At 65.0% G+C, this 24791-nt stretch carries 24 protein-coding genes; 11 read left to right on the top strand and 13 right to left on the bottom strand.

Features of this window, described 5'->3' with window-relative positions; translation table 11 throughout:
* Positions 1-538: 538 nt before the first annotated feature.
* From rplM to erpA, 3 genes are all read left to right on the top strand, one after another.
* Positions 539-967, top strand: coding sequence for a 50S ribosomal protein L13 (rplM, locus tag JMY28_RS02560; protein WP_028201949.1), 429 nt, complete (start codon positions 539-541; stop codon positions 965-967).
* A gap of 11 nt (positions 968-978) precedes the next feature.
* Positions 979-1371, top strand: a complete 393-nt coding sequence (gene rpsI, locus JMY28_RS02555) for a 30S ribosomal protein S9 (RefSeq protein WP_028201950.1) — start codon at positions 979-981, stop codon at positions 1369-1371.
* A 222-nt stretch (positions 1372-1593) separates the two neighbouring features.
* Entirely contained in the window at positions 1594-1959 is a 366-nt protein-coding gene (erpA, locus tag JMY28_RS02550) for an iron-sulfur cluster insertion protein ErpA (protein WP_042262553.1), read from the top strand.
* 58 nt (positions 1960-2017) lie between these two features.
* On the opposite strand, the gene JMY28_RS02545 is transcribed toward erpA, so the two are convergent.
* The gene (locus JMY28_RS02545) at positions 2018-3172 is read right to left on the bottom strand and encodes an anhydro-N-acetylmuramic acid kinase (protein ID WP_268960609.1); all 1155 of its coding nucleotides are present in this window, start codon (positions 3170-3172) and stop codon (positions 2018-2020) included.
* A 272-nt stretch (positions 3173-3444) separates the two neighbouring features.
* Between JMY28_RS02545 and tyrS the strand changes: the two genes are divergently transcribed.
* From tyrS to JMY28_RS02525, 4 genes are all read left to right on the top strand, one after another.
* The gene (gene tyrS / locus JMY28_RS02540) at positions 3445-4710 is read left to right on the top strand and encodes a tyrosine--tRNA ligase (protein ID WP_201694298.1); all 1266 of its coding nucleotides are present in this window, start codon (positions 3445-3447) and stop codon (positions 4708-4710) included.
* Positions 4707-5177: a D-aminoacyl-tRNA deacylase gene (gene dtd / locus JMY28_RS02535; protein ID WP_201694296.1), complete on the top strand. Its 471-nt coding sequence runs from the start codon at positions 4707-4709 to the stop codon at positions 5175-5177. The genes tyrS and dtd overlap by 4 nt, the downstream gene beginning before the upstream one ends.
* A gap of 3 nt (positions 5178-5180) precedes the next feature.
* The gene (locus JMY28_RS02530) at positions 5181-5864 is read left to right on the top strand and encodes a histidine phosphatase family protein (protein ID WP_201694294.1); all 684 of its coding nucleotides are present in this window, start codon (positions 5181-5183) and stop codon (positions 5862-5864) included.
* A 340-nt stretch (positions 5865-6204) separates the two neighbouring features.
* Positions 6205-7350, top strand: a complete 1146-nt coding sequence (locus JMY28_RS02525; protein ID WP_201694292.1) for a branched-chain amino acid ABC transporter substrate-binding protein — start codon at positions 6205-6207, stop codon at positions 7348-7350.
* A gap of 89 nt (positions 7351-7439) precedes the next feature.
* Here the strand turns inward: JMY28_RS02525 and JMY28_RS02520 are convergent, their stop codons facing one another.
* From JMY28_RS02520 to JMY28_RS02480, 9 genes are all read right to left on the bottom strand, one after another.
* Positions 7440-8384, bottom strand: a complete 945-nt coding sequence (locus JMY28_RS02520) for an oxygenase MpaB family protein (protein ID WP_201694290.1) — start codon at positions 8382-8384, stop codon at positions 7440-7442.
* A gap of 64 nt (positions 8385-8448) precedes the next feature.
* The gene (gene ruvB / locus JMY28_RS02515) at positions 8449-9525 is read right to left on the bottom strand and encodes a Holliday junction branch migration DNA helicase RuvB (RefSeq protein ID WP_201694288.1); all 1077 of its coding nucleotides are present in this window, start codon (positions 9523-9525) and stop codon (positions 8449-8451) included.
* A gap of 98 nt (positions 9526-9623) precedes the next feature.
* Positions 9624-10205 (bottom strand): Holliday junction branch migration protein RuvA, encoded by a 582-nt coding sequence (ruvA, locus tag JMY28_RS02510; RefSeq protein WP_201694286.1) that lies wholly within the window; start codon positions 10203-10205, stop codon positions 9624-9626.
* A 119-nt stretch (positions 10206-10324) separates the two neighbouring features.
* Positions 10325-10867, bottom strand: coding sequence for a crossover junction endodeoxyribonuclease RuvC (ruvC, locus tag JMY28_RS02505; protein WP_028201962.1), 543 nt, complete (start codon positions 10865-10867; stop codon positions 10325-10327).
* 188 nt (positions 10868-11055) lie between these two features.
* Positions 11056-12621, bottom strand: coding sequence for a bifunctional phosphoribosylaminoimidazolecarboxamide formyltransferase/IMP cyclohydrolase (gene purH, locus JMY28_RS02500; RefSeq protein ID WP_201694285.1), 1566 nt, complete (start codon positions 12619-12621; stop codon positions 11056-11058).
* A gap of 64 nt (positions 12622-12685) precedes the next feature.
* Complete coding sequence (locus JMY28_RS02495; RefSeq protein WP_201694284.1) at positions 12686-12919, bottom strand: Fis family transcriptional regulator; 234 nt, start codon at positions 12917-12919, stop codon at positions 12686-12688.
* Complete coding sequence (gene dusB, locus JMY28_RS02490; protein WP_201694283.1) at positions 12916-13983, bottom strand: tRNA dihydrouridine synthase DusB; 1068 nt, start codon at positions 13981-13983, stop codon at positions 12916-12918. The genes JMY28_RS02495 and dusB overlap by 4 nt, the downstream gene beginning before the upstream one ends.
* Positions 13984-14175: 192 nt before the next feature.
* A complete protein-coding gene (locus JMY28_RS02485; protein ID WP_201694282.1) occupies positions 14176-15456 on the bottom strand; it encodes a UbiH/UbiF/VisC/COQ6 family ubiquinone biosynthesis hydroxylase in 1281 nt (426 codons plus the stop codon).
* Positions 15457-15509: 53 nt separating this feature from the next.
* Positions 15510-16916, bottom strand: coding sequence for an aminopeptidase P N-terminal domain-containing protein (locus JMY28_RS02480; RefSeq protein ID WP_236596675.1), 1407 nt, complete (start codon positions 16914-16916; stop codon positions 15510-15512).
* 271 nt (positions 16917-17187) lie between these two features.
* Here JMY28_RS02480 and JMY28_RS02475 point away from each other — a divergent pair, with 271 nt between their 5' ends.
* Complete coding sequence (locus tag JMY28_RS02475; protein WP_201694280.1) at positions 17188-17799, top strand: glutathione S-transferase C-terminal domain-containing protein; 612 nt, start codon at positions 17188-17190, stop codon at positions 17797-17799.
* A gap of 101 nt (positions 17800-17900) precedes the next feature.
* Here JMY28_RS02475 and JMY28_RS02470 read toward each other — a convergent pair whose 3' ends face one another.
* The 3 genes from JMY28_RS02470 to JMY28_RS02460 all read right to left on the bottom strand — a co-directional run bounded on the left by JMY28_RS02470 (position 17901) and on the right by JMY28_RS02460 (position 21460).
* Entirely contained in the window at positions 17901-19508 is a 1608-nt protein-coding gene (locus tag JMY28_RS02470; protein ID WP_201694279.1) for an FMN-binding glutamate synthase family protein, read from the bottom strand.
* A 245-nt stretch (positions 19509-19753) separates the two neighbouring features.
* Entirely contained in the window at positions 19754-20953 is a 1200-nt protein-coding gene (gene mnmA / locus JMY28_RS02465) for a tRNA 2-thiouridine(34) synthase MnmA (protein WP_236596658.1), read from the bottom strand.
* A gap of 12 nt (positions 20954-20965) precedes the next feature.
* A complete protein-coding gene (locus JMY28_RS02460) occupies positions 20966-21460 on the bottom strand; it encodes an NUDIX hydrolase (RefSeq protein ID WP_201694277.1) in 495 nt (164 codons plus the stop codon).
* 308 nt (positions 21461-21768) lie between these two features.
* On the opposite strand from JMY28_RS02460, the gene JMY28_RS02455 reads away from it, so the two are divergent.
* From JMY28_RS02455 to JMY28_RS02445, 3 genes are read left to right on the top strand one after another with little or no spacing between them, the layout of a single operon-like run.
* Positions 21769-22920 (top strand): Re/Si-specific NAD(P)(+) transhydrogenase subunit alpha, encoded by a 1152-nt coding sequence (locus JMY28_RS02455; protein ID WP_201694275.1) that lies wholly within the window; start codon positions 21769-21771, stop codon positions 22918-22920.
* Between the two features lie 14 nt (positions 22921-22934).
* Complete coding sequence (locus JMY28_RS02450; protein WP_201694273.1) at positions 22935-23261, top strand: NAD(P) transhydrogenase subunit alpha; 327 nt, start codon at positions 22935-22937, stop codon at positions 23259-23261.
* A complete protein-coding gene (locus JMY28_RS02445; RefSeq protein ID WP_201694271.1) occupies positions 23262-24716 on the top strand; it encodes an NAD(P)(+) transhydrogenase (Re/Si-specific) subunit beta in 1455 nt (484 codons plus the stop codon).
* Positions 24717-24791 lie beyond the last annotated feature (75 nt).

Here is a 24791-nt window from a genome sequence, read left to right as displayed (position 1 = left end):
CACGTGCGTGTATGTTGCGGCGCGACATCCTGTAGACAAGACGGTTTTTTCTTACGCAATTAGGGGTTTCGCTCTAGTGCTTCTGCGTACCTTTCGTGTGACGAATTGACAAGATGCTGATTTTTATGAGTTTTTCTGTCGATGTATCGATTCGATGAAATTTCACATTATGGTGTTAAATTTCGCAATGCAAACGCTCTTGCGTCGCACAAGGGCCATCCGTATAATTGGGCTCATTGGTTGTCGTGCTTCACGACACCTCAGCATGTCTCCTCCACCCTCCTCCAAAGAGTGGATTAAGCCCGAACAACGCGTTCGGGCTTTTTTTCGTCCGCAACCTTCGTTTTGCCGCCTCCAGCCTCACCGAAAGCAATACTTTGACTCGCGGCCAAATTCCCCTTTATAATCTTAGGTTTCCCGCATCCATGCCCGCGGGAAGAATGGGGGAACCCAACCAGGGAGAGCCTGCGCCGGCGCCAACGAGCGTCACCATACAAGCAGGACCAAAACAGGGCACAGCATTTTTTTTGGATCGATCATGAAGACTTTTTCCGCCAAGGCACATGAAGTGCAGCGCGAATGGTACGTGATTGACGCGACGGATAAGGTTCTCGGCCGTGTCGCCAGCGAAGTGGCACGCCGTCTTCGCGGCAAACACAAGCCTGAGTTCACCCCGCACGTCGACACTGGTGATTTCATCATCATCATCAACGCCGGCAAGCTGAAGGTCACGGGCAACAAGACCACCGACAAGAAGTACTACCGTCACTCGGGCTACCCGGGCGGTATCTACGAAACGACGTTCGGCAAGATGCAAGAACGCTTCCCGGGCCGCGCGCTCGAGAAGGCCGTGAAGGGCATGCTGCCGAAGGGCCCGCTCGGTTACGCGATGATCAAGAAGCTGAAGGTCTACGCAGAAGCAACGCACCCGCACTCGGCACAACAGCCGAAGGCGCTCGAGATCTAAGGGGAGCCCACATGATCGGTAACTGGAATTACGGTACGGGCCGCCGCAAGAGCGCCGTCGCTCGTGTCTTCATCAAGTCGGGCAAGGGCGAAATCGTCGTCAACGGCAAGCCCATCGCCGACTACTTCTCGCGCGAAACGTCGCTGATGATCGTGCGTCAACCGCTGGAACTCACGAACCACGGCGCGACGTTCGACATCAAGGTGAACGTGACGGGCGGCGGCGAAACCGGCCAGGCCGGCGCAGTTCGCCACGGCATCACGCGCGCGCTGATGGACTACGACGCAACGCTCAAGCCGGCACTGTCGCAAGCTGGCTTCGTCACCCGTGACGCACGTGAAGTGGAACGTAAGAAGGTTGGTTTCCACAAGGCACGTCGCCGCAAGCAGTTCTCGAAGCGTTAATTTCAGATTGGCGCTTTGGGCCTGCGCCCCTCGCGGGGCGCAGCGCTGCTGCAAAAGCCGTCCGCGCTCCGTGCGCTGGGCGGCTTTTTCGTTTTTTTCGGCGCGTCCCACGCGTGGCGCGCAAGCTGCAGAAGTTTGGAGAAACCCTTGATTTTGTGGGCTTAAGCACGATATCGGGAACAGCCCTACAATAGCGGCTAGAAGCTTTTTTGGAGAGTTCGAATGAGCGCTGTCACTGAAACTACCGCGACCGAAATGCCCGGTCCCTTCGTTTTCACCGAAGCAGCGGCTGACAAGGTCAAGCAACTGATCGACGAGGAAGGCAACCCGGAGCTGAAGCTGCGCGTATTCGTGCAGGGCGGCGGCTGCTCGGGCTTCCAGTACGGATTCACGTTCGACGAGACGGTCAACGAAGACGACACCGTGATGAACCGCAACGGCGTCCAGCTTCTGATCGACTCGATGAGCTATCAGTACCTCGTCGGCGCCGAGATCGACTACAAGGACGATCTCAATGGCGCGCAATTCGTCATCAAGAACCCGAACGCGACCACCACGTGCGGTTGCGGCTCGTCGTTCTCGGTTTGATCGATTGACTGCCGAATAAAAAACGGGGCTTCGGCCCCGTTTTTTTGGCGCGTTCACTTTAGCGCGGATAGATCGCACCCAGCACGCGCTCGCCGGCAGCGCCGGTGACGGCGGCGAGATTGCCCGGCTCGCGTGCTACGCAGCGCATGGCAAGCCACGCGAAGGCAAGCGGCTCCACCTGATGCGGCGGTACGCCTAGCGCCTCGGTCGTCATGACCGGCACGCCGGCCACACCGCCCGTTTCGAGCGCCTTTTGCAGCGCCGCCATCAATGCCGCGTTGCGCGCGCCGCCGCCGCAGACATACACGGCGCGGCAATCGCTCGCGTGACGCTCGATCTCGCGCGCCACGCTCACGGCGGTCAGTGCGACTAGCGTGGCCTGCACGTCGGCGGGCGTGAGCGACTCAAAGCCCTTGAGCTTGTCGTCGAGCCACTGGGCATTGAAAAGATCGCGGCCTGTGCTCTTGGGCGGCTGCTGTTCGAAGAACGGTTCGTCCATCAGGGCGTTCAGAAGCGGTTGATGCAGATTGCCGCTGGCGGCGAACTTGCCGTTCTCGTCGTAGGGCTTGCCCAGATGGCGCTCGGCCCAGAGGTCGAGCAGGGCGTTGGCCGGGCCGCAATCGAACCCACGCACGGCGCCCGTCGACGAGAGCACCGTGATGTTGCTGATGCCGCCCAGGTTGCAGACCACGCGAGTGTCTTCCTGCGAGCCGAACAGCGTCGCGTGGAACGCGGGCACGAGCGGCGCGCCCTGGCCGCCCGAGGCGACGTCGCGGCTGCGGAAGTCGGCGATTACGTCGATGTGGGTGAGTTCCGCGAGCAGCGCCGGGTTCTGGATCTGCACCGTGTAGCCCTTCTCCGGACGATGCCGCACGGTCTGGCCGTGCGCGCCGATTGCGCGCACATCGCCGGAGGAAACATTGGCCGCACGCAGCAACTCGTGGCAGCACACCGCATAGCGGGCCGCGAGTGCGTTGCCGGCGAGCGCCTCGCGCTCGATCTCGTTCTCGCCTGGCTGCTGCAACGAAAAGAGCGCTTCGCGCAGCCCCTGCGCGAAGCCGACGAAGGCCTCGGCCAGCACCACTGGCCGCTGGCCAGCCTCGAAGCGCACGGCAATGCCGTCCACGCCATCCATGCTCGTGCCCGACATCAGGCCGAAATACACGCCGTCGGCGGCGTGTGCGCTCTCGTTTCGTGCGTCGCGTGGCGCCACGTTCTGCTCCTTTATCAATGCAATTCAGTGCCCTGCGAGGGAATTATCGGCGCAATGCCGTTCGAGCGTAAGCCGATCGGCTGACTGTTGTCCGCTCCTGGCTTCAGACCCCCATGCTCGATCTCGTTGGTCTGGAGAATCATGATCAAGTCGTGGAATGCGAGTCAACGCCGCGTGCGCGACCCACAAACACCCGCAAACCGCAGCCTCGCGAGTCGAATCACGTAAAATTGCGGTCTAGACCCAGACTTAACGACAGAACCGATCGAAGCATGAGCAACGAGTCCACCTCCAGCAACGGCGCCAACACCGGCGCAAAAGACGCCTTTCCGGTCACCGACGAAGTCCGTCACGCGCTTGCCGTCACGAAGCGCGGCGTGGACGAACTGCTGATCGAAGAAGAATTCGAGCAGAAGCTCGCCCGCAGCGCGGCCACGGGCAAGCCGCTGCGCATCAAGCTCGGCCTCGACCCGACGGCGCCCGACATCCACATCGGCCATACGGTCGTGCTCAACAAGATGCGCCAGTTGCAGGATCTCGGCCACACCGTGATCTTCCTGATCGGCGACTTCACTTCGCTGATCGGCGACCCGTCGGGCCGCAACGCCACGCGGCCGCCGCTCACGCGCGAACAGATCGAATCGAACGCGAAAACATACTTCGAGCAGGCCGCGCTCGTGCTCGACCGTGAAAAGACCGAAATCCGCTACAACAGCGAATGGTCGATGCCGCTCGGCGCCGACGGCATGATCAAGCTCGCGTCGCGCTACACGGTTGCGCGCATTCTGGAGCGCGAGGATTTCACCAAGCGCTTCCAGGGCGGCGTGCCCATCTCGATCCACGAATTCCTGTATCCGCTCATGCAGGGCTACGACTCGGTCGCGCTCAATGCGGACCTCGAGCTCGGCGGTACGGACCAGAAGTTCAACCTGCTCGTTGGCCGTGAACTGCAAAAGCAGTACGGCCAGGAACAGCAGTGCATTCTTACGATGCCTCTGCTCGAAGGCCTCGACGGCGTCGAGAAGATGTCGAAATCGAAGAATAACTACATCGGCATCAGCGAGAAGCCCAACGACATGTTCGGCAAGCTCATGTCCATTTCCGACGTGCTGATGTGGCGTTACTTCACGCTGCTCTCGTTCCGCCCGATGGACGAGATCGAGGGCTTCAAGCGCGAAATCGAAGCGGGCCGCAACCCGCGCGATTTCAAGGTGCTGCTCGCGCAGGAAATCGTCGCGCGGTTTCACTCGCAGGCCGACGCCGGGCGCGCGCTCGAAGACTTCAACCACCGCGCGAAGGGCGGCGTGCCGGACGACATTCCGTCGGTCACGCTCGCGGGCGCGCCGCTTGCCATCGGCCAGTTGCTCAAGCAGGCGGGGCTCGTGCCGTCCACGAGCGAAGCACTGCGCAACATCGAGCAGGGCGGCGTGAAGATCGACGGCGCTACCGTCTCCGACAAGGGCCTCAAGATCGAGGCGGGCGAGTTCGTCGTGCAAGTGGGCAAGCGGCGCTTTGCGCGCGTGACGCTCACCGCATGATTGCGCTGATCCAGCGCGTGCGCCGCGCGGAAGTGCGCGTGGCGCAAGGCGGCAGCGAGCGCGTGACCGGTGCGATCGGCCAGGGGCTGCTCGCGCTGGTGTGTGCCGAGCGCGGCGACACCGAGGCCAACGCCGACAAGCTGCTCGCGAAGCTGCTCGGCTATCGCGTGTTCAGCGACGCGGCGGGCAAGATGAACCTGAGCGTGCAGAACATCGACGGCAATGGTGCCCCCGGCGGCCTGCTGCTCGTCTCGCAGTTCACGCTCGCCGCAGATACGAACAGCGGCCTGCGCCCGAGCTTCACGCCGGCCGCGCCGCCCGAAGAGGGGCGGCGTCTGTTCGATTATTTCGTCGCTGCCGCGCGCGAGAAACACACGACCGTCGAGACCGGCGAGTTCGGCGCCGACATGCAGGTGTCGCTCGTCAACGACGGCCCGGTCACGTTCTGGCTGCAAGTGCGCAACTGAACCATGAATACGCAGATCCTCTTTATCCGCCACGGCGAAACGGACTGGAACCGCATCAAGCGCATCCAGGGGCATATCGACATTCCGCTCGCTGAAAGCGGGGTGGCACAGGCGCAGCAACTCGGCGCGCGGCTCGCGAAAGAAGTGCAGTCGGGCGCGCGGATCGACGCAATCTGGTCTAGCGACCTGTTGCGCGCGCAACAGACGGCGCAGCCCATTGCCGAAGCCTTGGGTTTGCCGGTGCAGCTCACCGACGGGCTGCGCGAGCGCAACTATGGCGCGTTCCAGGGCCATGACAGCGACGAAATCGCCGAGCGCTTTCCGGACGAGTACGCGCACTGGCAAACGCGCGACCCTGGCTTCGCGCCGCCCGAGGGCGAGTCGCAGCGCGAGTTCTACCACCGCGTGCTACACGCGCTCGAGCCGATCCTGACCAGGCATCCGGGCGGCCGTATTGCGTGCGTTGCGCACGGCGGCGTGCTCGACTGCGTGTACCGGTTCGCGAACGGCCTCACGCTCGACGCGCCGCGCGCGTGGCCGCTTCTCAACACGAGCGCGAACGTCGTCGATTTCGAACGCGACGACTACGTGACGCAGGCGCGCGTTGTCGCATGGGGCGACGTGGCGCATCTGGGCGGTGTCAGCGCCGACGATGGCTTCAAGCGCACGCCCGAGGCGGGGCGCTAACCTGTTTTCCCAGACAGCGCGGTGTCCAGCCGCGCTGTCCTGTTTTTTTCAGCCTTTCCCATCCCCGCGTTGTTCATCCCCGTTGTTCCTGGGCCGCGCCCGAGTTCAGGCTAAGGCCCCAGCTATTTTCTTTCCGCTCGCTTGCGGGTTCTTTCCAAAGCCCAACCGCAAAGTTAAGCGTCCTGCTAACATTTGTCGGACCTTTGGGCACTTTGGCAACCGGGCGCGAGGCCTGGCCCTGCGTTGAAGAGGGACGCGCGCGCATGACAAGCGTGAAGCCGCGTGCCCAAGGTTGTTATACGAACGGGTATTCCCAGAAAAACACGCAGGAGAAAGATCAATGACGTTCAAGCTTCACAAACTGCTGCCGGTGAGCGCAGCGGTCATGGCGCTCGCAGCGCTGTCGGGCAATGCGGCGGCCGACCAGGTCGTCAAGATTGGCCACGTCGGGCCGCTTACGGGCGGTTCGGCTCACCTCGGCAAGGACAACGAGAACGGCGCGCGCCTCGCTATCGAGGAAATCAACGCCCAGGGTCTCACGATCGACGGCCAGAAGGTCACGCTCGCGCTCGACGCCCAGGACGACGCCGCCGACCCGCGCCAGGCCACCCAGGTCGCGCAGAAGCTGGTCGACGACAAGGTCGCTGCCGTGATTGGCCATCTGAATTCGGGCGCATCGATTCCGGCTTCAAAGATTTACAGCGACGCGGGCATCGTGCAGATCTCGCCGTCGTCGACCAATCCTTCGTACACGCAGCAGGGCTTCAAGACCACGTACCGCGTGGTTGCGACCGACGCCCAGCAAGGCCCCGCGCTCGCCGACTATGCGGCGAAGACCCTGAACGTGAAGACCGTGGCCGTGGTCGACGACTCGACCGCGTACGGCCAGGGCCTCGCTAACGAGTTCGAGAAGACGGCGAAGTCGCTGGGCATGAAGGTGCTCTCGCACGACGCGACCAACGACAAGGCCGTCGACTTCCGCGCCATTCTGACGAAGATCAAGGGCGAAAACCCCGACGCAATCATGTACGGCGGCATGGACGCTACCGGTGGCCCGTTCGCGAAGCAGGCGAAGCAACTCGGTCTGCGCGCGAAGGTGCTGTCGGGCGACGGCGTGTGCACGGAAAGCCTCGCGGAGCTCGCGGGCGCGGCGACGGACAATATCGTCTGCTCGCAGGCCGGCATGGCGGTCGAGCGCATGAACGGCGGTGCGGCGTTCGCGGCGAAGTATCAGAAGCGCTTCGGTCACCCGATCGAATTCGATGCGCCGTTCACGTATGACGCGGTGTACATCGTCGTCGATGCGATGAAGCGCGCGAACTCCACCGACCACGCGAAGATCCTCGCGCAGATCCCGGGCACGGACTACAAGGGCGTGATTGGCGAGACGACCTTCGATGCGAAGGGCGACCTCAAGCACGGCGTGATCTCGCTCTACAACTACAAGGCGGGCAAGAAGACGCTGCTCGACGTGGTGAAGATGTAAGTACGCAGGCGCCCAGCCGCATCGGCGCGCTGCAAACGGAACGGCCAACCGGCGCCAGGCGGGTTGGCCGTTTTTCTATTGCGCCGCGCTTATTGCGTGGCTTTTGCCGCAGCCCGCCGCCGCGCGCGTTTCGACACGCCATTGACGAGCGCCCAGCGCAATACCGGTGCGATCGCTCGCATGCCGGGCCGCACGAGCGCGCGGCGCGCGAAGGCGAAGGAGTCGAAACCGAGCATCTGTTGCGCGAAGGGCGGCAACAGGTCGATGCCCGCGTTCCTGATCAGCGCGCCGGCGGGGCGCATTCCTGGGCGCGGCGCAGGCGCCACCATGAGCACGCGCACGACCTCGAACGTGCGGTCGCTCGCGACGAGTTCGGGCTGCATCGACTGCAAATACGCAGCGATTTCGGCGCGCGAGCGCGGCACGTTCGTCGCGCCCAGCAGTTCGGCAATGCGCGCGACTTCGGCGTAGTACTGATCCTGCATCTCACCCGGCAGCGCGGGATTCACGAAGCGCAAATACGCGCCGAGAAAGCTCGAGACTTCGGCCACGTGCACCCACGTCAGCAACGCGGGATCGCTCGCGCGATAGGGGCGGCCATCGGGCGTGACGCCCGTCACGGCGACGTGGATCGTCTTGACGCGTTCGATCAAAGCCAGCGCGTCGGCGCGGCTGCCGTACGTCGTGCCCGCAATGAAGGTGGCGGTGCGCCGCAGCCGCCCGAGTATGTCGATGCGAAACGTCGAATGGTCCCACACACCGGCGAGCGCGAGCGGATGCAGCGCCTGAAGCAGCAGTGCACTGACGCCGCCCGCCATCATCGCGGCGAAATCGGCGTGGACTTTCCAGCAAACGGCGTCGGGGCCGAAGAGGCCGGGGTCGCCCGGTGGATTCGAGTAATCGAGTCTCGGGCCGCTGCCGGTGGTGAGGTGCGTGATACTTTCGGCGAGCGTCATGCGCAGGCGGCGCGCGAGTTGACCGGCAAAGCCGGTCGGCTCTGGAGCGTTGGGAGGGAGGCCGGCGTGATCGGACATCGTGCTCTCGCTCGCGCTGCGGTGACGTTGCGTTATGGAGGGTGCCGCGGAGATGTGCCGCGCCTTACGACGCGTCCGGTGCCCAGTCGCCGCCCGCCGATGCGTCGTCCGGCACCGTGAGGCCGAAGTGGCGGTAGCTGAGTTGCGTGGCCACGCGGCCGCGCGGCGTGCGCTGCAGATAGCCCTGCTGGATCAAATACGGCTCGAGCACGTCCTCGATCGTGTCGCGCTCCTCGCCGATTGCTGCGGCCAGGTTGTCCACGCCCACCGGGCCTCCGTCGAACTTGTGCAAGATGGCTTCGAGCAGCTTGCGGTCCATCAGGTCGAAGCCTACGGGATCGACGTCGAGCATGCGCAGCGCGGCGTCGGCGACCTTGGCGGTGATCGAGCCGTCGGCCTTGACTTCGGCGTAGTCGCGCACGCGCCGCAGCAGGCGGTTCGCAATACGCGGCGTGCCGCGCGAGCGGCGCGCGATTTCGAGCGCGCCGTCAGGGTGAATCTGCGCGCCGAGCAGTGAAGCGGAGCGCTGCACGATGCGCGAAAGCTCACTCGAGTTGTAGAACTCGAGGCGCGAGACGATGCCGAAGCGGTCGCGCAGCGGATTCGTGAGCATGCCCGCACGCGTCGTCGCGCCCACGAGCGTGAACGGCTGGAGGTCGAGCTTCACGCTGCGCGCGGCCGGCCCTTCGCCAATCATGATGTCGATCTGGTAGTCCTCGAGCGCCGGGTACAGGATTTCCTCGACGACCGGCGAGAGCCGGTGAATTTCGTCGATGAAGAGCACGTCGTTGGCTTCGAGATTGGTGAGCAGCGCCGCGAGATCGCCCGCGCGCTCCAGCACGGGGCCCGACGTCTGCCGCAGATTGACCCCCATTTCGCGCGCGATGATGTGCGCAAGCGTGGTCTTGCCGAGGCCCGGTGGCCCGAACAACAGCACGTGGTCGAGCGGTTCGGAACGGCGCTTCGCTGCCTCGATGAAAATCTCGAGCTGGCCGCGCACCTTTTCCTGGCCGACATATTCGTCGAGCTGGCGCGGGCGCAACGCGCGTTCGAACGCTTCCTCGTGAGTCGAGGTGGGCGTGGCGGCGATCACGCGGTCGGCGCCGGCGTGGTTGGCGGCGAGTTTGTCGGTTTCGATCATCCAGCGATTGTACCGCGCAGACTATGCGGCGGCGGACCGTCCCGAGCACCACGATGGCGCCGCAACTAACAGCCCAGCGCAGGCCTGCGCGACGGCGATCAGCCCTTCGAAAGCGCCTTGAGCGCGAGCTTGATGCCTTCGGAAACACCGGTCCCGGCGGGCACGTTCTTGATCGCGGCGAGCGCTTCCTTCTCCGAATAGCCGAGCGCGAGCAGCGCGTTGAGGATGTCGTTTGCGTGGTCGGAAGGGGATGCTGCGGCGGCCATCGCGCCGAGGTCCGCGCCGAGCTTGCCCTTGAGTTCGAGCAGCAGACGCTCGGCCGTTTTCTTGCCGATGCCGGGCACGCGCGTGAGGCGCGCCGCATCTTGCTGTGTGACCGCTTGCGAGAGGTCGTGCACGCTCATGCCCGAGAGCACGGCGAGCGCCATGCGCGCGCCGATGCCGCTGATCTTGAGCAGTTCGCGAAACGTCGCGCGCTCTTCCTGCGTGCCGAAGCCGAAGAGCAGATGCGCGTCTTCGCGCACGATCATCTGCGTGAGCAACACGATTTTTTCGCCGGTGCCGGGCAGGTTGTAGAACGTGCTCATCGGCACGTCGACTTCGTAGCCGACGCCGTTGCAGTCGATAAGCAGGTGCGGCGGGTTCTTTTCCAGCAATACGCCGGCAATGCGACCGATCATGGCGGTTTCTGTGATGAGGGAAAGCTCAGGAGTGTAGCCCAGGGCAGGGCAGTACGGAGAGCGCGGCCGGAACGTTGGCCGTTCGGCCACGCGCATCAGCCGCGCATTCAGCCTCGCATTCAGCCTATCAACCGTCCACGCCGCACCCGCATGCCCTTCTTCGCGAGCGCAGGCGCAAGCCCGCCGAGCGTGGCAAGCGCATCCCCGCCGTGGGCATGACAGATCGCCATGCCGAGCGCGTCGGCCGCGTCGGTGCCGGGCGTGCCCGTGAGGGCGAGCAGGCGCACGACCATCTGCTGCATCTGCTCCTTGGTCGCGCGTCCGTAGCCCACCACGGCTTGCTTGAGCTGCAGCGCGGTGTACTCGGCCACCGGCACGCCGCCCGAAACCAGCCCGCAAATCGCCGCGCCGCGCGCCTGCCCCAGCAGGAGCGTCGACTGCGGATTGACGTTGACGAAGACCTTTTCGATCGCGGCCTGATCGGGCGCGTGCTGGCGGATCAGCGTGGAGACGCCCTCGAAGATGGTGCCGAGGCGCGTGGGCAGATCGGCATCGGCCGTGCGGATGACGCCGCTTGCGACATACGTGAGCTGATGGCCGTGACGCTCGATCACGCCGAAGCCGGTGACACGCAAGCCGGGGTCGATGCCGAGGATTCTCATGAATTGCGGGGAAAACGGATGTGCTGCGATGGTACAACGAACGGCATCCATGCCGCGAGCCTCGAGGGCGCTAGCGAACACGGCGCGCCGCGCAAAGAAAAAGCCCGCGGGACATGCGTCCGGCGGGCTCGGCTCAAGCGGTGCGTCACGCGCAGTTCACCGCGCAGCTCACGCGCCGCGCGCAAGGATCAGTGACGGAAGTGGCGAATGCCCGTCATCACCATGGCGATGTTGTGCTCGTCGGCGGCGCCGATCACTTCGTCGTCGCGCATCGAGCCGCCCGGCTGGATCACGCAGGTCGCGCCTGCGTTGACCACCACGTCGAGGCCGTCGCGGAACGGGAAGAACGCGTCCGACGCGACTGCCGTGCCCGCGAGCTTCAGGCCCGCGTTCTCGGCCTTGATGCTGGCGATACGCGCCGAGTCCACGCGGCTCATCTGGCCCGCGCCCACGCCCATCGTCATGCCGTTCGCGCAGAACACAATGGCGTTCGACTTCACGAACTTGGCGACGCGCCATGCGAACAGCAGGTCGTCCATTTCCTTCGGCGTGGGGTGGCGCTTCGTCACTACGCGCAGTTCGTGCGGCTGCACGTTCTTCGCGTCGAGCGATTGCACGAGCAGGCCGCCGCCCACGCGCTTCAGGTCGAACGCGTTATGGCCATCGCCCAGCGCGATTTCCAGCAGACGCACGTTCTGCTTCGCGGCGAACACGGTCTTCGCGGCTTGCGAGAACGACGGCGCGATCAGCACTTCGACGAACTGTTTCGCAACGGCCTGCGCCGCGGCTTCGTCCACTTCGCGGTTGAACGCGATGATGCCGCCGAACGCCGAGGTCGGGTCGGTCTGGAACGCCTTCGAGTACGCTTCGAGCGCGTTCGCGCCGATCGCCACGCCGCACGGATTGGCGTGCTTGATGATCACGCAGGCCGGGACGTCGAACGTCTTCACGCATTCCCATGCCGCGTCCGAGTCGGCGATGTTGTTGTACGAGAGTTCCTTGCCCTGGAGCTGCGTGTAGTTCGCGAGCGCGCCGACGGGCGTCGTGAGGTCGCGGTAGAACGCGGCGCTCTGGTGCGGGTTCTCGCCGTAGCGCAGGTCCTGGACCTTGTCGAACGCGAGGTTCAGCACGGCCGGGTAGGTGTTGCGCGACTTGTGCTCGAGCGCATCAGTCAGGCTCGTGAGGTAGTTCGTGATCGCGCCGTCGTACTGCGCCGTGTGCGAGAACACCTTGGTCGCGAGGCGGAAGTTCGTGGCGTAGCCCACGGTGTTGCCGTTCGCGCGCATCTCTTCCAGTACCTTCGCGTAGTCCGTGGGATCGACCACCACGGTCACGTCGCGATGATTCTTCGCCGCCGAGCGCAGCATGGTCGGGCCGCCGATATCGATGTTCTCGATCGCGTCTTCGAGCGTGCACTCGTCCTTCGACACCGTCTGGACGAACGGGTAGAGGTTCACGACGAGCAGGTCGATCGTCGGGATGTCGTGCTTTTCGAGCGCGGCCATGTGCTCGGGCAGGTCGCGGCGCGCGAGAATGCCGCCGTGCACCTTCGGGTGCAGCGTTTTGACGCGCCCATCGAGCATTTCCGGAAAGCCGGTGTAGTCGGCCACTTCGGTGACGGGAAGACCCGCGTCCGCGAGCAGTTTCGCGGTGCCGCCGGTCGACAGGATCTTGACGCCGAGATCCGAGAGGGATTTCGCGAAGTCGACAATGCCTGCCTTGTCGGAAACGGAGATGAGCGCTTGCTTGATCATGATGTGGGAGAGTTGCCGATAGATCGAGGAGTCCGCGCCGAAGGTCCAGTAAAGCGCAGCGGCGTTACAGCAGGCCGTGCTGCTGGAGCTTCTTGCGCAGCGTATTGCGGTTGATGCCGAGATACTCGGCGGCCAGCGACTGATTGCCGCCTGCCTGCTCGAGCACCACCTCGAGCATCGGTTTTTCGACGCACGCCATCACCATGTCGTAGACGTCGTGCGGATTGCTGCCGTCGAGGTCCTGGAAGTAGATGCCAAGGCTCTCGCGGACGGATTGTTCGATGTTGTGCTTGCTCATGCTGCCAGTCGATCGGTTGATTCGTCGCTGCCGTCGCTGTCGTTGTTCTCGTCGTCGACGTAGACGAGGCGCTCGGAGCGCGCCTTCTGTTCGTCGAAGAACTGGTTGACGGCGACGAGCTGCTCGCGCGTGGTGTCCAGCGTATTCATGCGGTGCCGGAACGTATTGGCGCCGCAAAGGCCGCGAGTGTACCAGCCGATATGCTTGCGCGCAGTACGCACACCCGTAAATTCGCCATAAAACGCGTAGTGGTCCTCCAGATGCTCATTCATGATCGACTGGATTTCGTCCACGCGCGGCGGCGGCAACAGCTCTCCCGTCGCGAGGAAATGCTCGATTTCGCGGAACAGCCACGGGCGTCCCTGCGCCGCGCGGCCGATCATGATGGCGTCGGCGCCCGTGAGCGCGAGGACCTCGCGCGCCTTTTGCGGCGACGTAATGTCGCCGTTCGCGACCACCGGAATACGTGCCGCGGCTTTTACCGCGGCAATCGTTTCGTACTCCGCTTCACCGTGATAGAGGTCGGCGCGCGTGCGGCCGTGCACGGTGAGCATGGCGATGCCGCTTTCTTCAGCAATGCGCGCGATGGTGAGCGCGTTGCGATTGTCACGGTCCCAGCCCGTGCGGATCTTGAGCGTGACGGGCACGGCGTCCGGGCCCGCGCCCACGGCGTCGACCACGGCCTTGACGATGCGCGCCACGAGCGGCTCGTTCTGCAGCAGCGCCGAGCCGGCCGCGACGTTGCAGACCTTTTTGGCCGGGCAGCCCATGTTGATGTCGATGATCTGCGCGCCGTTCGCCACGTTGTAGCGCGCGGCTTCGGCCATCATTTCCGGATCGGCGCCGGCGATCTGCACGGAGATGGGTTCCACTTCGCCCGCATGATTGGCGCGGCGCATGGTCTTTTCGCTCTTCCAGAGCTGCGCGTTGGACGCGACCATTTCGGACACCGCATAGCCCGCGCCGAGGCGCTTGCACAACTGGCGGAACGGCCTGTCCGTGACACCCGCCATGGGGGCGACGAACAGATTATTACGCAAGGTGTGACGGCCGATAGTGAACATGACGCGGGCGAGGCCGGTGCCGCGACCCGGATGGCATTCCGGCTGGCGCGGCGAACGGCGTGTATTTGAAAAAGGGGAAACGCGTATTTTAGCGTAAGCGGGATGCGAGGTCGCGCAGCGCGGACCCTGGTCCTGTTGCGGGATGGCGTTGCGCCATGCAAAGAAAAGTGATGCGACCCTCAGTTAGCCGCATCAACTCCGCTGTCCAAACATCATCTGCCGCGCGAGCGCCGTCTTCACGGGCGGTGCGAATTCGAGCGCAGTGAGTGCGAGCCCGCGCAGCGTGGCGAGGGGCCCGAAATCGACGGTGAACAGGCGTGCGAGCGTATCCGTCGCGCCGATCGTCATGCGCCGGTCGAACGCGCGGCGGCCCCCGAACTCGGCGAGCGCGCGCGGCGTGGCGCCGTGTTGCGCGAGGGAGTCGGCAAGGGCGTGGGCGTCGCGCAGGCCGAGATTGAGGCCCTGGCCCGCCACCGGATGGAGCGTCTGAGCGGCGTTACCGACCGCCGCGATGCGGCCGTTACCGGAAACCAGCGCATCGAGCGCATTCAAGCCGAGCGGGAACGCCGCGCGACCGTGAATTTGCGTGAAGCGGCCCATGCGGGCGCCGAACGCCACGCCGAGCTCGGCGAGGAAATCGGCGTCGGAAAGCTGCGCGCGGCGCTCGGCTTGCGCAGGCGAGCAGCACCACACGAGTGCGTAGTCCGCGCCGCGCACGCCGCCCATCGGCAGGAGCGCAATGGGGCCTTCGCTCGTGAAGCGCTCCCACGCCACGTGTGGCTGCGGGGCCGCGAGCGTCACCACGCCGACCAGCGCCGTTTGGCCGTAGTCGCGCGTGCGTTTGGTTTCGGCGGCCGGCACGACAGCTTTCACGTCGGCCTCGTCCGTATCGTCTTGCGTGTCGTGTTGCGGCAGCGCGCGATACAGGCCGCCTTCTGCGTTCACGAGGATGCGCGTGCGCAACTGCCGCTCGACCCCCGCGCTCACGACCGGCAGCGTCACGCCGTCGTGCTCCACGACGGGATCGTGCGCCTGCGTGTGACGCAGCCAGTGCACGTGCGTACCGCGCACGGCGTCCGCGAGCGCCTGAACAATCGCGCCATAGCGCGCCACGTAGCCGAGCGCGGGTAAGTCATAGTCGTGGCGGTCGATCAGCGTGCGCCCGAAATGGCCGCGCTGCGAAACATGGATGCGCTCGATGGGCGTGGCGTCGCGCGGCCACGCGAGCGCCTGGAGCAGCGTGCGGCTGCCCTGCGAAACGGCAATGGCGCGCGGGTCGCCGGCGCTGTCCTCGGGTTCGCGCGCGTCGATCAGCGCGATCGAGAGCCCTTGCGTGGCGCTGCGCCGTGCGAGCCAGCCCGCGAGCGCGAGACCCACCGGCCCCGCGCCGACGATCGTCACATCGTGATCGAAATGGGCGTGCGCGTTCGCGCCGGTGGAAGTGTCGTTCGCGCTGCCGGAAACTGCGTTCATGTCGTTTGCTTCGCTTCGTGTGGAATCTTCGCGCGTTCGCGTCTGCGCTTGGGTCAGGCGCCGTGCTGCGCGTCCTGCATCAGCGCTTCGATTTCATCGGCGGCAACGGGCACGCCGCGCGTGATCAGCTCGCAGCCCGTTTCGGTGACGATGGCGTCGTCCTCGATGCGAATGCCGATGTCCCAGTAGCGCTCAGGCACGTCCTCGGCCGCGCGGATGTAGAGGCCCGGCTCGATCGTGAGCGTCATGCCGGGGCGCAGCGTGCGCCAGGGCGGCGCAGCGTCCGGCTTGTCGGCGCTCGCCGCAACGCCACGATCACCACGCTCACGGTAATCGCCCGCGTCGTGCACATCCATGCCGAGCCAGTGCCCGGTGCGATGCATATAGAAGCGCGCATAGGCGCGCTCGGCGATCACGTCGTCGACGCTCGCATAGCGCTGGCGGTCGACGATGCCGGTATCGAGCAGCCCCTGCGCGAGCACACGCACCGCGGCGTCGTGCGGCGCCTCGAAGTTCACGCCGGCGCGCGTGGCGTCGATGGCAGCCTGCTGCGCGGCGAGCACGATGTCGTAAAGCTCGCGTTGCGCGCTCGTGAAGCGGCCGCTCGCGGGGAATGTGCGCGTGATGTCCGAGGCGTAGCCGTTCAACTCGCACGCGGCGTCGATGAGCACGAGGTCGCCCTCGCGCGCCACCGCGTTGCCCGCAGGGTAGTGCAGCACGCATGCGTTCGCGCCTGCCGCGACGATCGAGCCGTAGGCCGGCGCCTGCGCGCCGTGTTTGCGGAACGTGTAGAGCAGCTCCGCTTCGATCTCGTATTCGCGCATGCCGGGCCGGCACGTCTGCATCGCGCGCACGTGCGCGAGCGCCGAGATCTTCGCCGCGCGGCGCATCGTGTCGAGTTCGTGCGCGTCCTTGATCACTCGCATGTCGTCGAGCAGCGGCAGCAGGTCGTACGCGGCGGCTGGCGCGGTGACGCCGCTGCGCCCCTGCGCACGCACCGCATCGATCCAGCGCTTCACCTGCGCGTCGAAGCGCCCGGAAGCCGCGAGCGCGTAGTGCAGCGCCGGACGGTTCGCGATGAGCTGCGGGATGCGCGCATCGAGTTCGTCGAAGGGAAAGGCGGCGTCGAAGCCGAACGCTTCGCGCGCGGCGTCGGGACCGAAGCGAAACCCTTCCCACGTTTCACGCTCGACGTTCTTCGCGCGGCAGAACAGGATCGCCGCAGGCTGGTTTTCACCCGCGTTCGCGTCGAGCACGAGCAGCGCCTCGGGCTCCGTGAAGCCGGTGAGGTAGTAGAAGTAGCTGTCGTGCCGATAGGGATAGTCCGCGTCGCGATTGCGCAGCGCTTCGGGCGCGGTCGGCACGAGCGCGACGCCACCGCCTTGCGCACGCAGCGCCGCAAGCACGCGTTCGCGGCGCGCGCGATAGAGCGCCGCGCCGCCGTCGGGGCCGCGCTGCATGTCGGCTGCGTCGGCCACGTTGGCGGCTGGGTGGGGTTCGCTCGAGGCGGCCGGGGCGCTGTGCTTGAGGGTCGAGTCCATCGCGAGATTGTAGCGCTGGCTACACACGGACGCGCGCGCTCGCGGCGATCCTCGGCACGCGCCGCCGCCGCCGGGGGTTGTCTCCTGCCTACATCATTTGTAGGAAAAATCCTGCACCGCAACAGGTGGCACGTCAGAAAAATGCGAATCCAACGTATACTTCGGCCGGATTCCAGAAAAGGCAGGTGGTATGAAACTTATCGGTTCGCTCGGCAGCCCGTATGTCCGCAAGGCGCGGATCACGCTCGCTGAAAAGAAAATCGACTACAAGCTGGTGCTCGAGAACGTGTGGGGCGAGGAAACGGCGATTCACGATTTCAACCCGCTCGGCAAGGTTCCGTGTCTCGTGATGGACGACGGCGAGGCCGTGTTCGACTCGCGCGTGATCTGCGAGTACGTCGACATGCTCTCGCCCGTGGCCAAGCTCATTCCGCCCGCAGGCCGTGAGCGTATTGAAGTGCGCTGCTGGGAGGCGCTCGCCGATGGCATGCTCGACGCCACCGTGCTGATCCGCCTCGAAGGCACGCAACGCACGCCGGAGCAGCGCAGCGAGGCGTGGGTGAAGCGCCAGGAGCGCAAGATCCACGAAGGTCTCGCCGCGATGGCCAAGGGACTCGACGGCAATCCGTGGTGCACAGGCAACCGCTACACGATCGCGGATATCTCCGTGGGCTGCGCGCTCGGCTATCTCGACTTCCGCATGCCGGAGCTGAACTGGCGCGAAGCGCATCCGAATCTCGCGCGCCACTTTGAGAAGCTCTCGCAGCGCCAGTCGTTCGTCGACACGGTGCCGCAAGGCTAATCAGCAGTTCACAGGCAGGCAGTCGATGTGAAAACGCCCGACGGCATGGCGTGCCGTCGGGCGTTTTCGTGAGCGTCGCGCAGCAGCGCGAATCGTCTTCCTCAGACGATCTTTTCCTCCGCCGGCGCGAACGAATCGCTGCGCGCGACCGGCCACCACTTCTCATACAGCTGATAGCGATAGCGGCCTTCGAGCAGATCGCCGGGCTTCAGGTACTTGAGCAGTTCCGACATCAACTGCACCTCATACGACGACACGCGCCGCACGATGTGATGCGCGCGCAGATCCGATGGGCTCGCAAGACCCGCGGCCTGAATCAGCTCTTGCAGCGCGTGCAGCGTGTTGTGATGGAAGTTGAAGACGCGCTCGCCCTTGTCCGGCACGTTCAGCGCGCGCTGGCGCACGGGGTCTTGCGTGGCGACACCGGTGGGGCAGCGGTCCGAATGGCACTTCTGCGCCTGGATGCAGCCCACGGCGAACATGAAGCCGCGCGCCGAGTTCACCCAGTCCGCGCCGATCGCGAGCGTGCGCGCGATATCGAACGCGGTGATGATCTTGCCGCTCGCGCCGATCCTGATCTTGTCGCGCAGGCCGATGCCCACGAGCGTGTTGTGCACGAGGAGCAGCCCTTCCTGCAGCGGCGTGCCGATATGGTCGGTGAATTCGAGGGGCGCCGCACCCGTGCCGCCTTCCGCGCCGTCCACGACGATGAAGTCGGGCAGGATGCCGGTTTCGAGCATCGCCTTGGCGATGCCGAAAAACTCCCACGGATGCCCGATGCACAGCTTGAAGCCCGTGGGCTTGCCGCCCGAGAGCTTGCGTAGACGCTCGACGAATTCGAGCAGCCCGCGCGGCGTGGAGAATTCCGAGTGGCGCGCGGGCGAGACGCAATCCTGGCCGACGGGAATGCCGCGCGTTTCGGCGATCTCGGGTGTGACCTTCGCGGCGAGCAGCATGCCGCCGTGGCCGGGCTTCGCGCCTTGCGAGAGCTTCACCTCGATCATCTTCACCTGCGGCTCGCTCGCAAGGCGCTGGAATTTCTCGGCGCTGAAGGTGCCATCGTCGTTGCGGCAGCCGAAGTAGCCCGAGGCGATCTCCCAGATGATGTCGCCGCCATTCTCGCGGTGATACTTCGACATCGACCCTTCGCCTGTGTCGTGCGCGAAGCCGCCTTTCTTCGCGCCCATGTTGAGCGCGCGGATCGCGTTCGCGGAGAGCGCGCCGAAGCTCATCGCCGAGATGTTGAAGATCGACATCGAGTACGGTTGCGCGCGGTTTGCGCCGACGAGCACGCGGAAGTCGCTGCCTGCGAGCTTCGTGGGAGCGAGCGAATGGCTGATCCATTCGTGGCCCACGGCCTTTACGTCGAGTTCGGTGCCGTACGGGCGGCTGTCCACCGCGTTCTTCGCGCGCTGATAGACGAGACTGCGCTGAGCGAGCGAGAACGGTTTTTCGTCGGTGTCGTCCTCGACGAAGTACTGGCGGATCTCGGGCCGCACGAACTCGAACAGAAAGCGCAGATGGCCCCAGATCGGGTAGTTGCGCAGGATTGCGTGGCGCTCCTGGAACATGTCATAGAGGCCGAGCGCGACGAGCAGCACGGGCACGATCACGCAGTACCACGACAGGTGATGGAGAGCAGCCGCGGCGACGCAGGCCGCGAGCAGCAGCACCGCGCCCCACATGGCGAGATAACGTCGGGAAAACATTGGGGAACTCCTCGAACTTGATTTAATGCGCGCCCTTGGGCTCTCCTCTCGTGAAGGGGCGGTGCGCGTCAGCCGCGCGGTCGCTGGGCGCGGCTTGCGGGAATGATGCCGCAAGTTCGTGAATCTGGCAGGGAAGCGGGCATGCCGTTTGAGCGGCGCCTGGCAGGCGTCGAAAGTCTGCAAAAAAACGCGGCGCCCAAGGCGCCGCGCGGTGCTTTCTTACGTTTTGCCTGACGTTGCTTGCGTCACGCGGTCGTGGCCGCGGCGGGCTTCTTGCGCGGTACGCGCTTCTTTTTCTTCGGCGCTTCAGGCGGCAGTACCGCGGGCACGTGCGGCGCGAGCGTCGTCACCGCTTCGATGATGCCGCCGCCCAGGCACACGTCGCCGTCATAGAGCACCGCAGACTGGCCGGGCGTCACGGCCCATTGCGCATCGGGAAAACGCAGCGTGAACTGGCCCGCGCCGAATTCGTCTGCGGTATGGAACGAGCAGGGCGCATCGGCCTGGCGATAGCGCGTTTTCGCGCCGCACGCATGGTCCTGCGCCGGCGGCTCGCCCGCCACCCAGCTCACATTGCCCGCACGCAGTTCGTGCGCGAGCAGCCACGGATGATCGTGGCCTTGCACGACGTAGAGCGTGTTCGAAGCCATGTCCTTGCCCGCCACGAACCATGGGTCTCCGCTGCCATCCTTGCTGCCGCCAAGACCAATGCCCTTGCGCTGCCCGAACGTGTAGAACGCGAGGCCGATGTGCTCGCCCACGACCCGGCCGTCGGGTGTCATCATCGGGCCGGGTTGGGTCGGCAGATAGCGGTTGAGGAAGTCGCGGAACGGCCGCTCGCCGATGAAGCAGATTCCTGTGGAATCCTTCTTTTTCGCGTTCGGCAGGCCGATCTTCTCGGCGATCTCGCGCACCTTTGTCTTCGGAATCTCGCCGAGCGGGAACATCGTCTTCGAAAGCTGCGCCTGGTTCAGGCGATGCAGGAAGTACGACTGATCTTTCGTGTGGTCGAGCGCCTTCAGCAGTTCGAAACGACCGTCACGCTCGTTGTTCTGACGAACGCGCGCATAGTGGCCCGTGGCGATCGTTTCCGCGCCGAGCGACATGGCGTGGTCCAGAAAGGCTTTGAACTTGATCTCGGCGTTGCAGAGCACGTCCGGGTTCGGCGTGCGGCCCGCGGAATACTCGCGCAGGAACTCCGCGAACACGCGGTCCTTGTATTCGGCGGCGAAGTTCACGGCTTCCACGTCGATGCCGATCAGGTCCGCGACCGATACCACGTCGATCCAGTCCTGGCGCGTCGAGCAGTACTCGCCGTCGTCGTCGTCTTCCCAGTTCTTCATGAAGAGACCGACGACGTCGAACCCCTGCTCCTTGAGCAGCCATGCGGTCACCGACGAATCGACGCCGCCCGACATGCCTACCACGACCTTACGTTTGCTCATTTCGTTGCTGCCTTAGTTCATCTTGGGTGCTACCTTGGGCGCCGTCGCGTGCGTCTGGATGAAATCCAGCGGCACGCGCTTGCCTGCGAGGTAATCGTCGACACAGCGCATCACGAGCGGCGTGCGATGGCGCTCGCTCGCCGCGCGCAGTTCGTCGGCGCTCATCCACACCGTGCGCACGATGTCAGGATCGAGTGCGCGGTTTTCCGGCTCGGCCGCGACACTGCCGCAGTACGTGAAGCGCACATACGTCGCACCGCTTTCTCCCGGCTTGCCGAAGTGCGTCATATACACACCGACGAGCGCTTCAGGCGTGAACATGTGCGCGGTTTCCTCGAGCGTTTCGCGCACCACCGCCTCGTGCAGCGTTTCGCCCGCTTCCAGATGGCCGGCGGGCTGGTTCAGACGCAGGCCGGCTGGCGTGTGCTCTTCGACGAGCAGAAAACGCCCGTCGCGCTCGACGATCGCGGCCACGGTGACGTGGGGTGCCCAGGTTTCCTCATTCATGGGCCGGTATTTTACCGGGACGGCGCGAACGCTGCCCGGGGCCGGATCGGGCCCCCGGGTCGGACAACGGCGGGGCGCATGCCCGGCTCGCCTGGCACTGCCGACCGTCCGGTCGGACGAGACAACGTGTTGTGTGCATCGCACAAAAGCGGGCAATTCCCGCTACAAAGCCGCCGCTGCTTTCGGTTAAAGTGGTGCCGTCGTTTGCCGTTGCAGTGGATGCCGACGCTTGAACGCCGTTTGTCGGCCTCCCTTCGCTCGATTCGAGCCAGAACACCTAGAACAAGAAGGTCGAGGAGGAAACAACGATGCATATCGGAGTGCCCGCAGAAACACGGGCGAACGAAACCCGCGTGGCCGCGACGCCGGAGACAGTCAAGAAGTACGTCGCCCAGGGCCACACGGTCACGATCCAGGCCGGCGCGGGCGCCGGCGCGAGCTATCTCGACGAGGCGTACACGGCGGTAGGCGCACAGGTCGCCGACGCGGCCGCCGCCTTCGGCGCGGACCTCGTGCTCAAGGTCCAGTCGCCAACCGTCAGCGAATTGCCGTTCATGAAGCGCGGTGCGGTGCTCGTCGGCATGCTCGATCCCTTTAATACGGAAAACGCCGCCAAGCTGGCCGAGGCAGGCGTGACGGCGTTCGCGCTGGAAGCCGCGCCACGCACCACGCGCGCGCAAAGCCTCGACGTGCTGTCGTCGCAGGCCAACATCGCCGGATACAAGGCGGTGCTGGTGGCCTCGACGCTCTATCCGCGTTTCATGCCGATGCTCATGACCGCCGCCGGTACGGTGAAGGCCGCGCGCGTGCTGATTCTCGGCGCGGGCGTGGCGGGGCTGCAGGCCATCGCGACCGCGAAGCGCCTGGGTGCGGTGATCGAAGCCTCGGACGTGCGCCCGGCCGTGAAAGAGCAGATCGAGTCGCTCGGCGGGAAATTCCTCGACGTGCCTTACGAAACCGATGAGGAGCGGGAAGCCGCCGTTGGCGTGGGCGGCTACGCACGGCCCATGCCGCCTTCCTGGCTCGCGCGGCAGTCGGCGCTGGTGCACGAGCGCGCGAAGCAGGCGGACATCGTCATCTCGACCGCGCTGATTCCAGGCCGAGACGCGCCTACGCTGCTGCCTTCGGAAACCGTGCAGGCGATGAAGCCGGGCTCGGTGGTGATCGATCTTGCCGCAGGACGCGGCCCGATCGCCGACGAGGCGACGGGGCGGCGCGGCGGCAATTGCCCGCTCACCGAAGCCGACAAGGTGGTGACACACCACGGCGTGCAGATCTGCGGCTACACGAACCTCGCGTCGATGGTCGCCGCCGACGCATCGGCCCTCTACGCGCGCAACCTGCTCGACTTCCTGAAGCTCATCGTCACGAAGGAAGCCACGCTCAACATCGATCTCGCGGACGACATCGTCGCGGCCACGCTGCTGGCCCGAGACGGTCAGGTCACGCGCAAGACATAAAGGGGAGAACAGGAATGGAAGTCATCAACCATACCGTCATCAACCTGATCATTTTCGTGCTGGCCGTGTATGTGGGCTATCACGTGGTCTGGAACGTCACGCCCGCCCTGCATACGCCGCTCATGGCCGTAACCAATGCGATCTCGGCGATCGTGATCATCGGCGCGATGCTCGCCACAGGCCTGACCGTGGGCGGCGCGGGCAAGTTCTTCGGCACGTTTGCCGTGCTGCTTGCGGCCGTGAACGTGTTCGGCGGGTTCCTCGTCACGAGGCGAATGCTGGAGATGTTCCGCAAGAAGGAGCCGAAAAAGCTCTCCAGTCCGGCCAAGGAGGGCGCGTAAATGAGCATGAACGTCGTTACGCTGCTTTATCTGGTGGCGTCGGTCTGCTTCATTCAGGCGCTCAAGGGGCTGTCGAATCCGAAGAGCGCGCGCGCCGGCAACATGTTCGGCATGGTCGGGATGGCCATTGCCATCCTCACCACGCTTGCGCTGATCACGAAGGAGTCCGCACAGTTTGGCTCGAATCTCGGGCTTGGTCTTGCGCTGCTGTTCGGGGCGCTCGTGGTGGGCGGTGGCCTTGGGGCCTTTGTCGCCGCGCGCGTCGAGATGACGAAGATGCCCGAACTCGTCGCGGCCATGCACTCGCTGATCGGTCTGGCGGCGGTGTGCATTGCGTATGCGGTCGTCTCTGAACCGGCAGCGTTCGGGCTGGTTGCAGAGGACGCGCCGTATCCGGGCTTCCTGCCGTACGGCAACCGCATCGAGTTGTTCATCGGCACGTTCGTGGGCGCGATCACGTTCAGCGGTTCGGTCATAGCCTTCGGCAAGCTCTCGGGCAAGTACAAGTTCCGCCTGTTCCAGGGCGCGCCGGTGGTTTATCCGGGCCAGCATCTGATCAACCTGATGCTCGCGATCGGCATGATCGGCTTCGGTATCCTGTTCTTCATCACGCAGTCGTGGTTGCCGTTCATCATCATGACGCTGATCGCATTCGCGCTGGGCGTGCTCATCATCATCCCGATCGGCGGCGCGGACATGCCGGTGGTCGTCTCGATGCTGAACTCGTACTCGGGCTGGGCGGCGGCGGGCATCGGCTTCTCGCTGAACAACGCCATGCTGATCATCGCGGGCTCGCTGGTGGGCTCTTCGGGCGCGATTCTCTCGTACATCATGTGCCACGCGATGAACCGCTCGTTCTTCAACGTGCTGCTGGGCGGCTTCGGCGGCGAGGCGGGCGCGGCGGCGGCGGGTGGGGCGCAGGAGCAGCGTCCGGTGAAGTCGGGTTCGGCCGATGATGCGGCGTTCATGCTCGGCAATGCGGAAAGCGTGGTGATCGTTCCGGGCTACGGCCTCGCGGTGGCGCGCGCGCAGCATGCGCTCAAGGAATTGACCGACAAGCTCGTCGAAAAGGGCGTGGACGTGCGTTATGCGATCCATCCGGTGGCGGGCCGCATGCCGGGCCATATGAACGTGCTGCTCGCGGAAGCCGAAGTGCCCTACGACATGGTGTTCGAGATGGAGGACATCAACAACGAGTTCGGCCAGACCGATGTCGTGCTCGTTCTGGGCGCGAATGACGTGGTGAACCCGGCGGCCAAGAACGACCCGAAGTCGCCGATCGCGGGCATGCCGATCATCGAGGCGTACAAGGCGCGCACGATCATCGTCAACAAGCGTTCGATGGCGGCGGGCTACGCGGGACTCGACAACGAACTGTTCTACATGGACAAGACGATGATGGTGTTCGGCGACGCGAAGAAGGTGATCGAGGAGATGGTGAAAGCGGTGGAGTAAGCGCCGCTTGCTTCAAACCCACGCAAAAGGCGCGCAGCGATGCGCGCCTTTTTCAATTCCGGCGTGCGTAGACCG

It is taken from the genome of Paraburkholderia hiiakae (assembly GCF_904848665.1).
Lineage (GTDB): Bacteria > Pseudomonadota > Gammaproteobacteria > Burkholderiales > Burkholderiaceae > Paraburkholderia > Paraburkholderia hiiakae.
This window is presented reverse-complemented; position numbering and strand designations above follow the sequence as displayed.

What these genes read in the sequence shown, in the direction of transcription:
- rplM (WP_028201949.1), top strand. Translation starts at nt 539, where the DNA reads ATGAAGACTTTTTCCGCCAAGGCACATGAAGTGCAGCGCGAATGGTAC.
- rpsI (WP_028201950.1), top strand. Translation starts at nt 979, where the DNA reads ATGATCGGTAACTGGAATTACGGTACGGGCCGCCGCAAGAGCGCCGTC.
- erpA (WP_042262553.1), top strand. Translation starts at nt 1,594, where the DNA reads ATGAGCGCTGTCACTGAAACTACCGCGACCGAAATGCCCGGTCCCTTC.
- tyrS (WP_201694298.1), top strand. Translation starts at nt 3,445, where the DNA reads ATGAGCAACGAGTCCACCTCCAGCAACGGCGCCAACACCGGCGCAAAA.
- dtd (WP_201694296.1), top strand. Translation starts at nt 4,707, where the DNA reads ATGATTGCGCTGATCCAGCGCGTGCGCCGCGCGGAAGTGCGCGTGGCG.
- JMY28_RS02530 (WP_201694294.1), top strand. Translation starts at nt 5,181, where the DNA reads ATGAATACGCAGATCCTCTTTATCCGCCACGGCGAAACGGACTGGAAC.
- JMY28_RS02525 (WP_201694292.1), top strand. Translation starts at nt 6,205, where the DNA reads ATGACGTTCAAGCTTCACAAACTGCTGCCGGTGAGCGCAGCGGTCATG.
- JMY28_RS02520 (WP_201694290.1), bottom strand. Translation starts at nt 8,384, where the DNA reads ATGTCCGATCACGCCGGCCTCCCTCCCAACGCTCCAGAGCCGACCGGC.
- ruvB (WP_201694288.1), bottom strand. Translation starts at nt 9,525, where the DNA reads ATGATCGAAACCGACAAACTCGCCGCCAACCACGCCGGCGCCGACCGC.
- ruvA (WP_201694286.1), bottom strand. Translation starts at nt 10,205, where the DNA reads ATGATCGGTCGCATTGCCGGCGTATTGCTGGAAAAGAACCCGCCGCAC.
- ruvC (WP_028201962.1), bottom strand. Translation starts at nt 10,867, where the DNA reads ATGAGAATCCTCGGCATCGACCCCGGCTTGCGTGTCACCGGCTTCGGC.
- purH (WP_201694285.1), bottom strand. Translation starts at nt 12,621, where the DNA reads ATGATCAAGCAAGCGCTCATCTCCGTTTCCGACAAGGCAGGCATTGTC.
- JMY28_RS02495 (WP_201694284.1), bottom strand. Translation starts at nt 12,919, where the DNA reads ATGAGCAAGCACAACATCGAACAATCCGTCCGCGAGAGCCTTGGCATC.
- dusB (WP_201694283.1), bottom strand. Translation starts at nt 13,983, where the DNA reads ATGTTCACTATCGGCCGTCACACCTTGCGTAATAATCTGTTCGTCGCC.
- JMY28_RS02485 (WP_201694282.1), bottom strand. Translation starts at nt 15,456, where the DNA reads ATGAACGCAGTTTCCGGCAGCGCGAACGACACTTCCACCGGCGCGAAC.
- JMY28_RS02480 (WP_236596675.1), bottom strand. Translation starts at nt 16,916, where the DNA reads ATGCAGCGCGGCCCCGACGGCGGCGCGGCGCTCTATCGCGCGCGCCGC.
- JMY28_RS02475 (WP_201694280.1), top strand. Translation starts at nt 17,188, where the DNA reads ATGAAACTTATCGGTTCGCTCGGCAGCCCGTATGTCCGCAAGGCGCGG.
- JMY28_RS02470 (WP_201694279.1), bottom strand. Translation starts at nt 19,508, where the DNA reads ATGTTTTCCCGACGTTATCTCGCCATGTGGGGCGCGGTGCTGCTGCTC.
- mnmA (WP_236596658.1), bottom strand. Translation starts at nt 20,953, where the DNA reads ATGAGCAAACGTAAGGTCGTGGTAGGCATGTCGGGCGGCGTCGATTCG.
- JMY28_RS02460 (WP_201694277.1), bottom strand. Translation starts at nt 21,460, where the DNA reads ATGAATGAGGAAACCTGGGCACCCCACGTCACCGTGGCCGCGATCGTC.
- JMY28_RS02455 (WP_201694275.1), top strand. Translation starts at nt 21,769, where the DNA reads ATGCATATCGGAGTGCCCGCAGAAACACGGGCGAACGAAACCCGCGTG.
- JMY28_RS02450 (WP_201694273.1), top strand. Translation starts at nt 22,935, where the DNA reads ATGGAAGTCATCAACCATACCGTCATCAACCTGATCATTTTCGTGCTG.
- JMY28_RS02445 (WP_201694271.1), top strand. Translation starts at nt 23,262, where the DNA reads ATGAGCATGAACGTCGTTACGCTGCTTTATCTGGTGGCGTCGGTCTGC.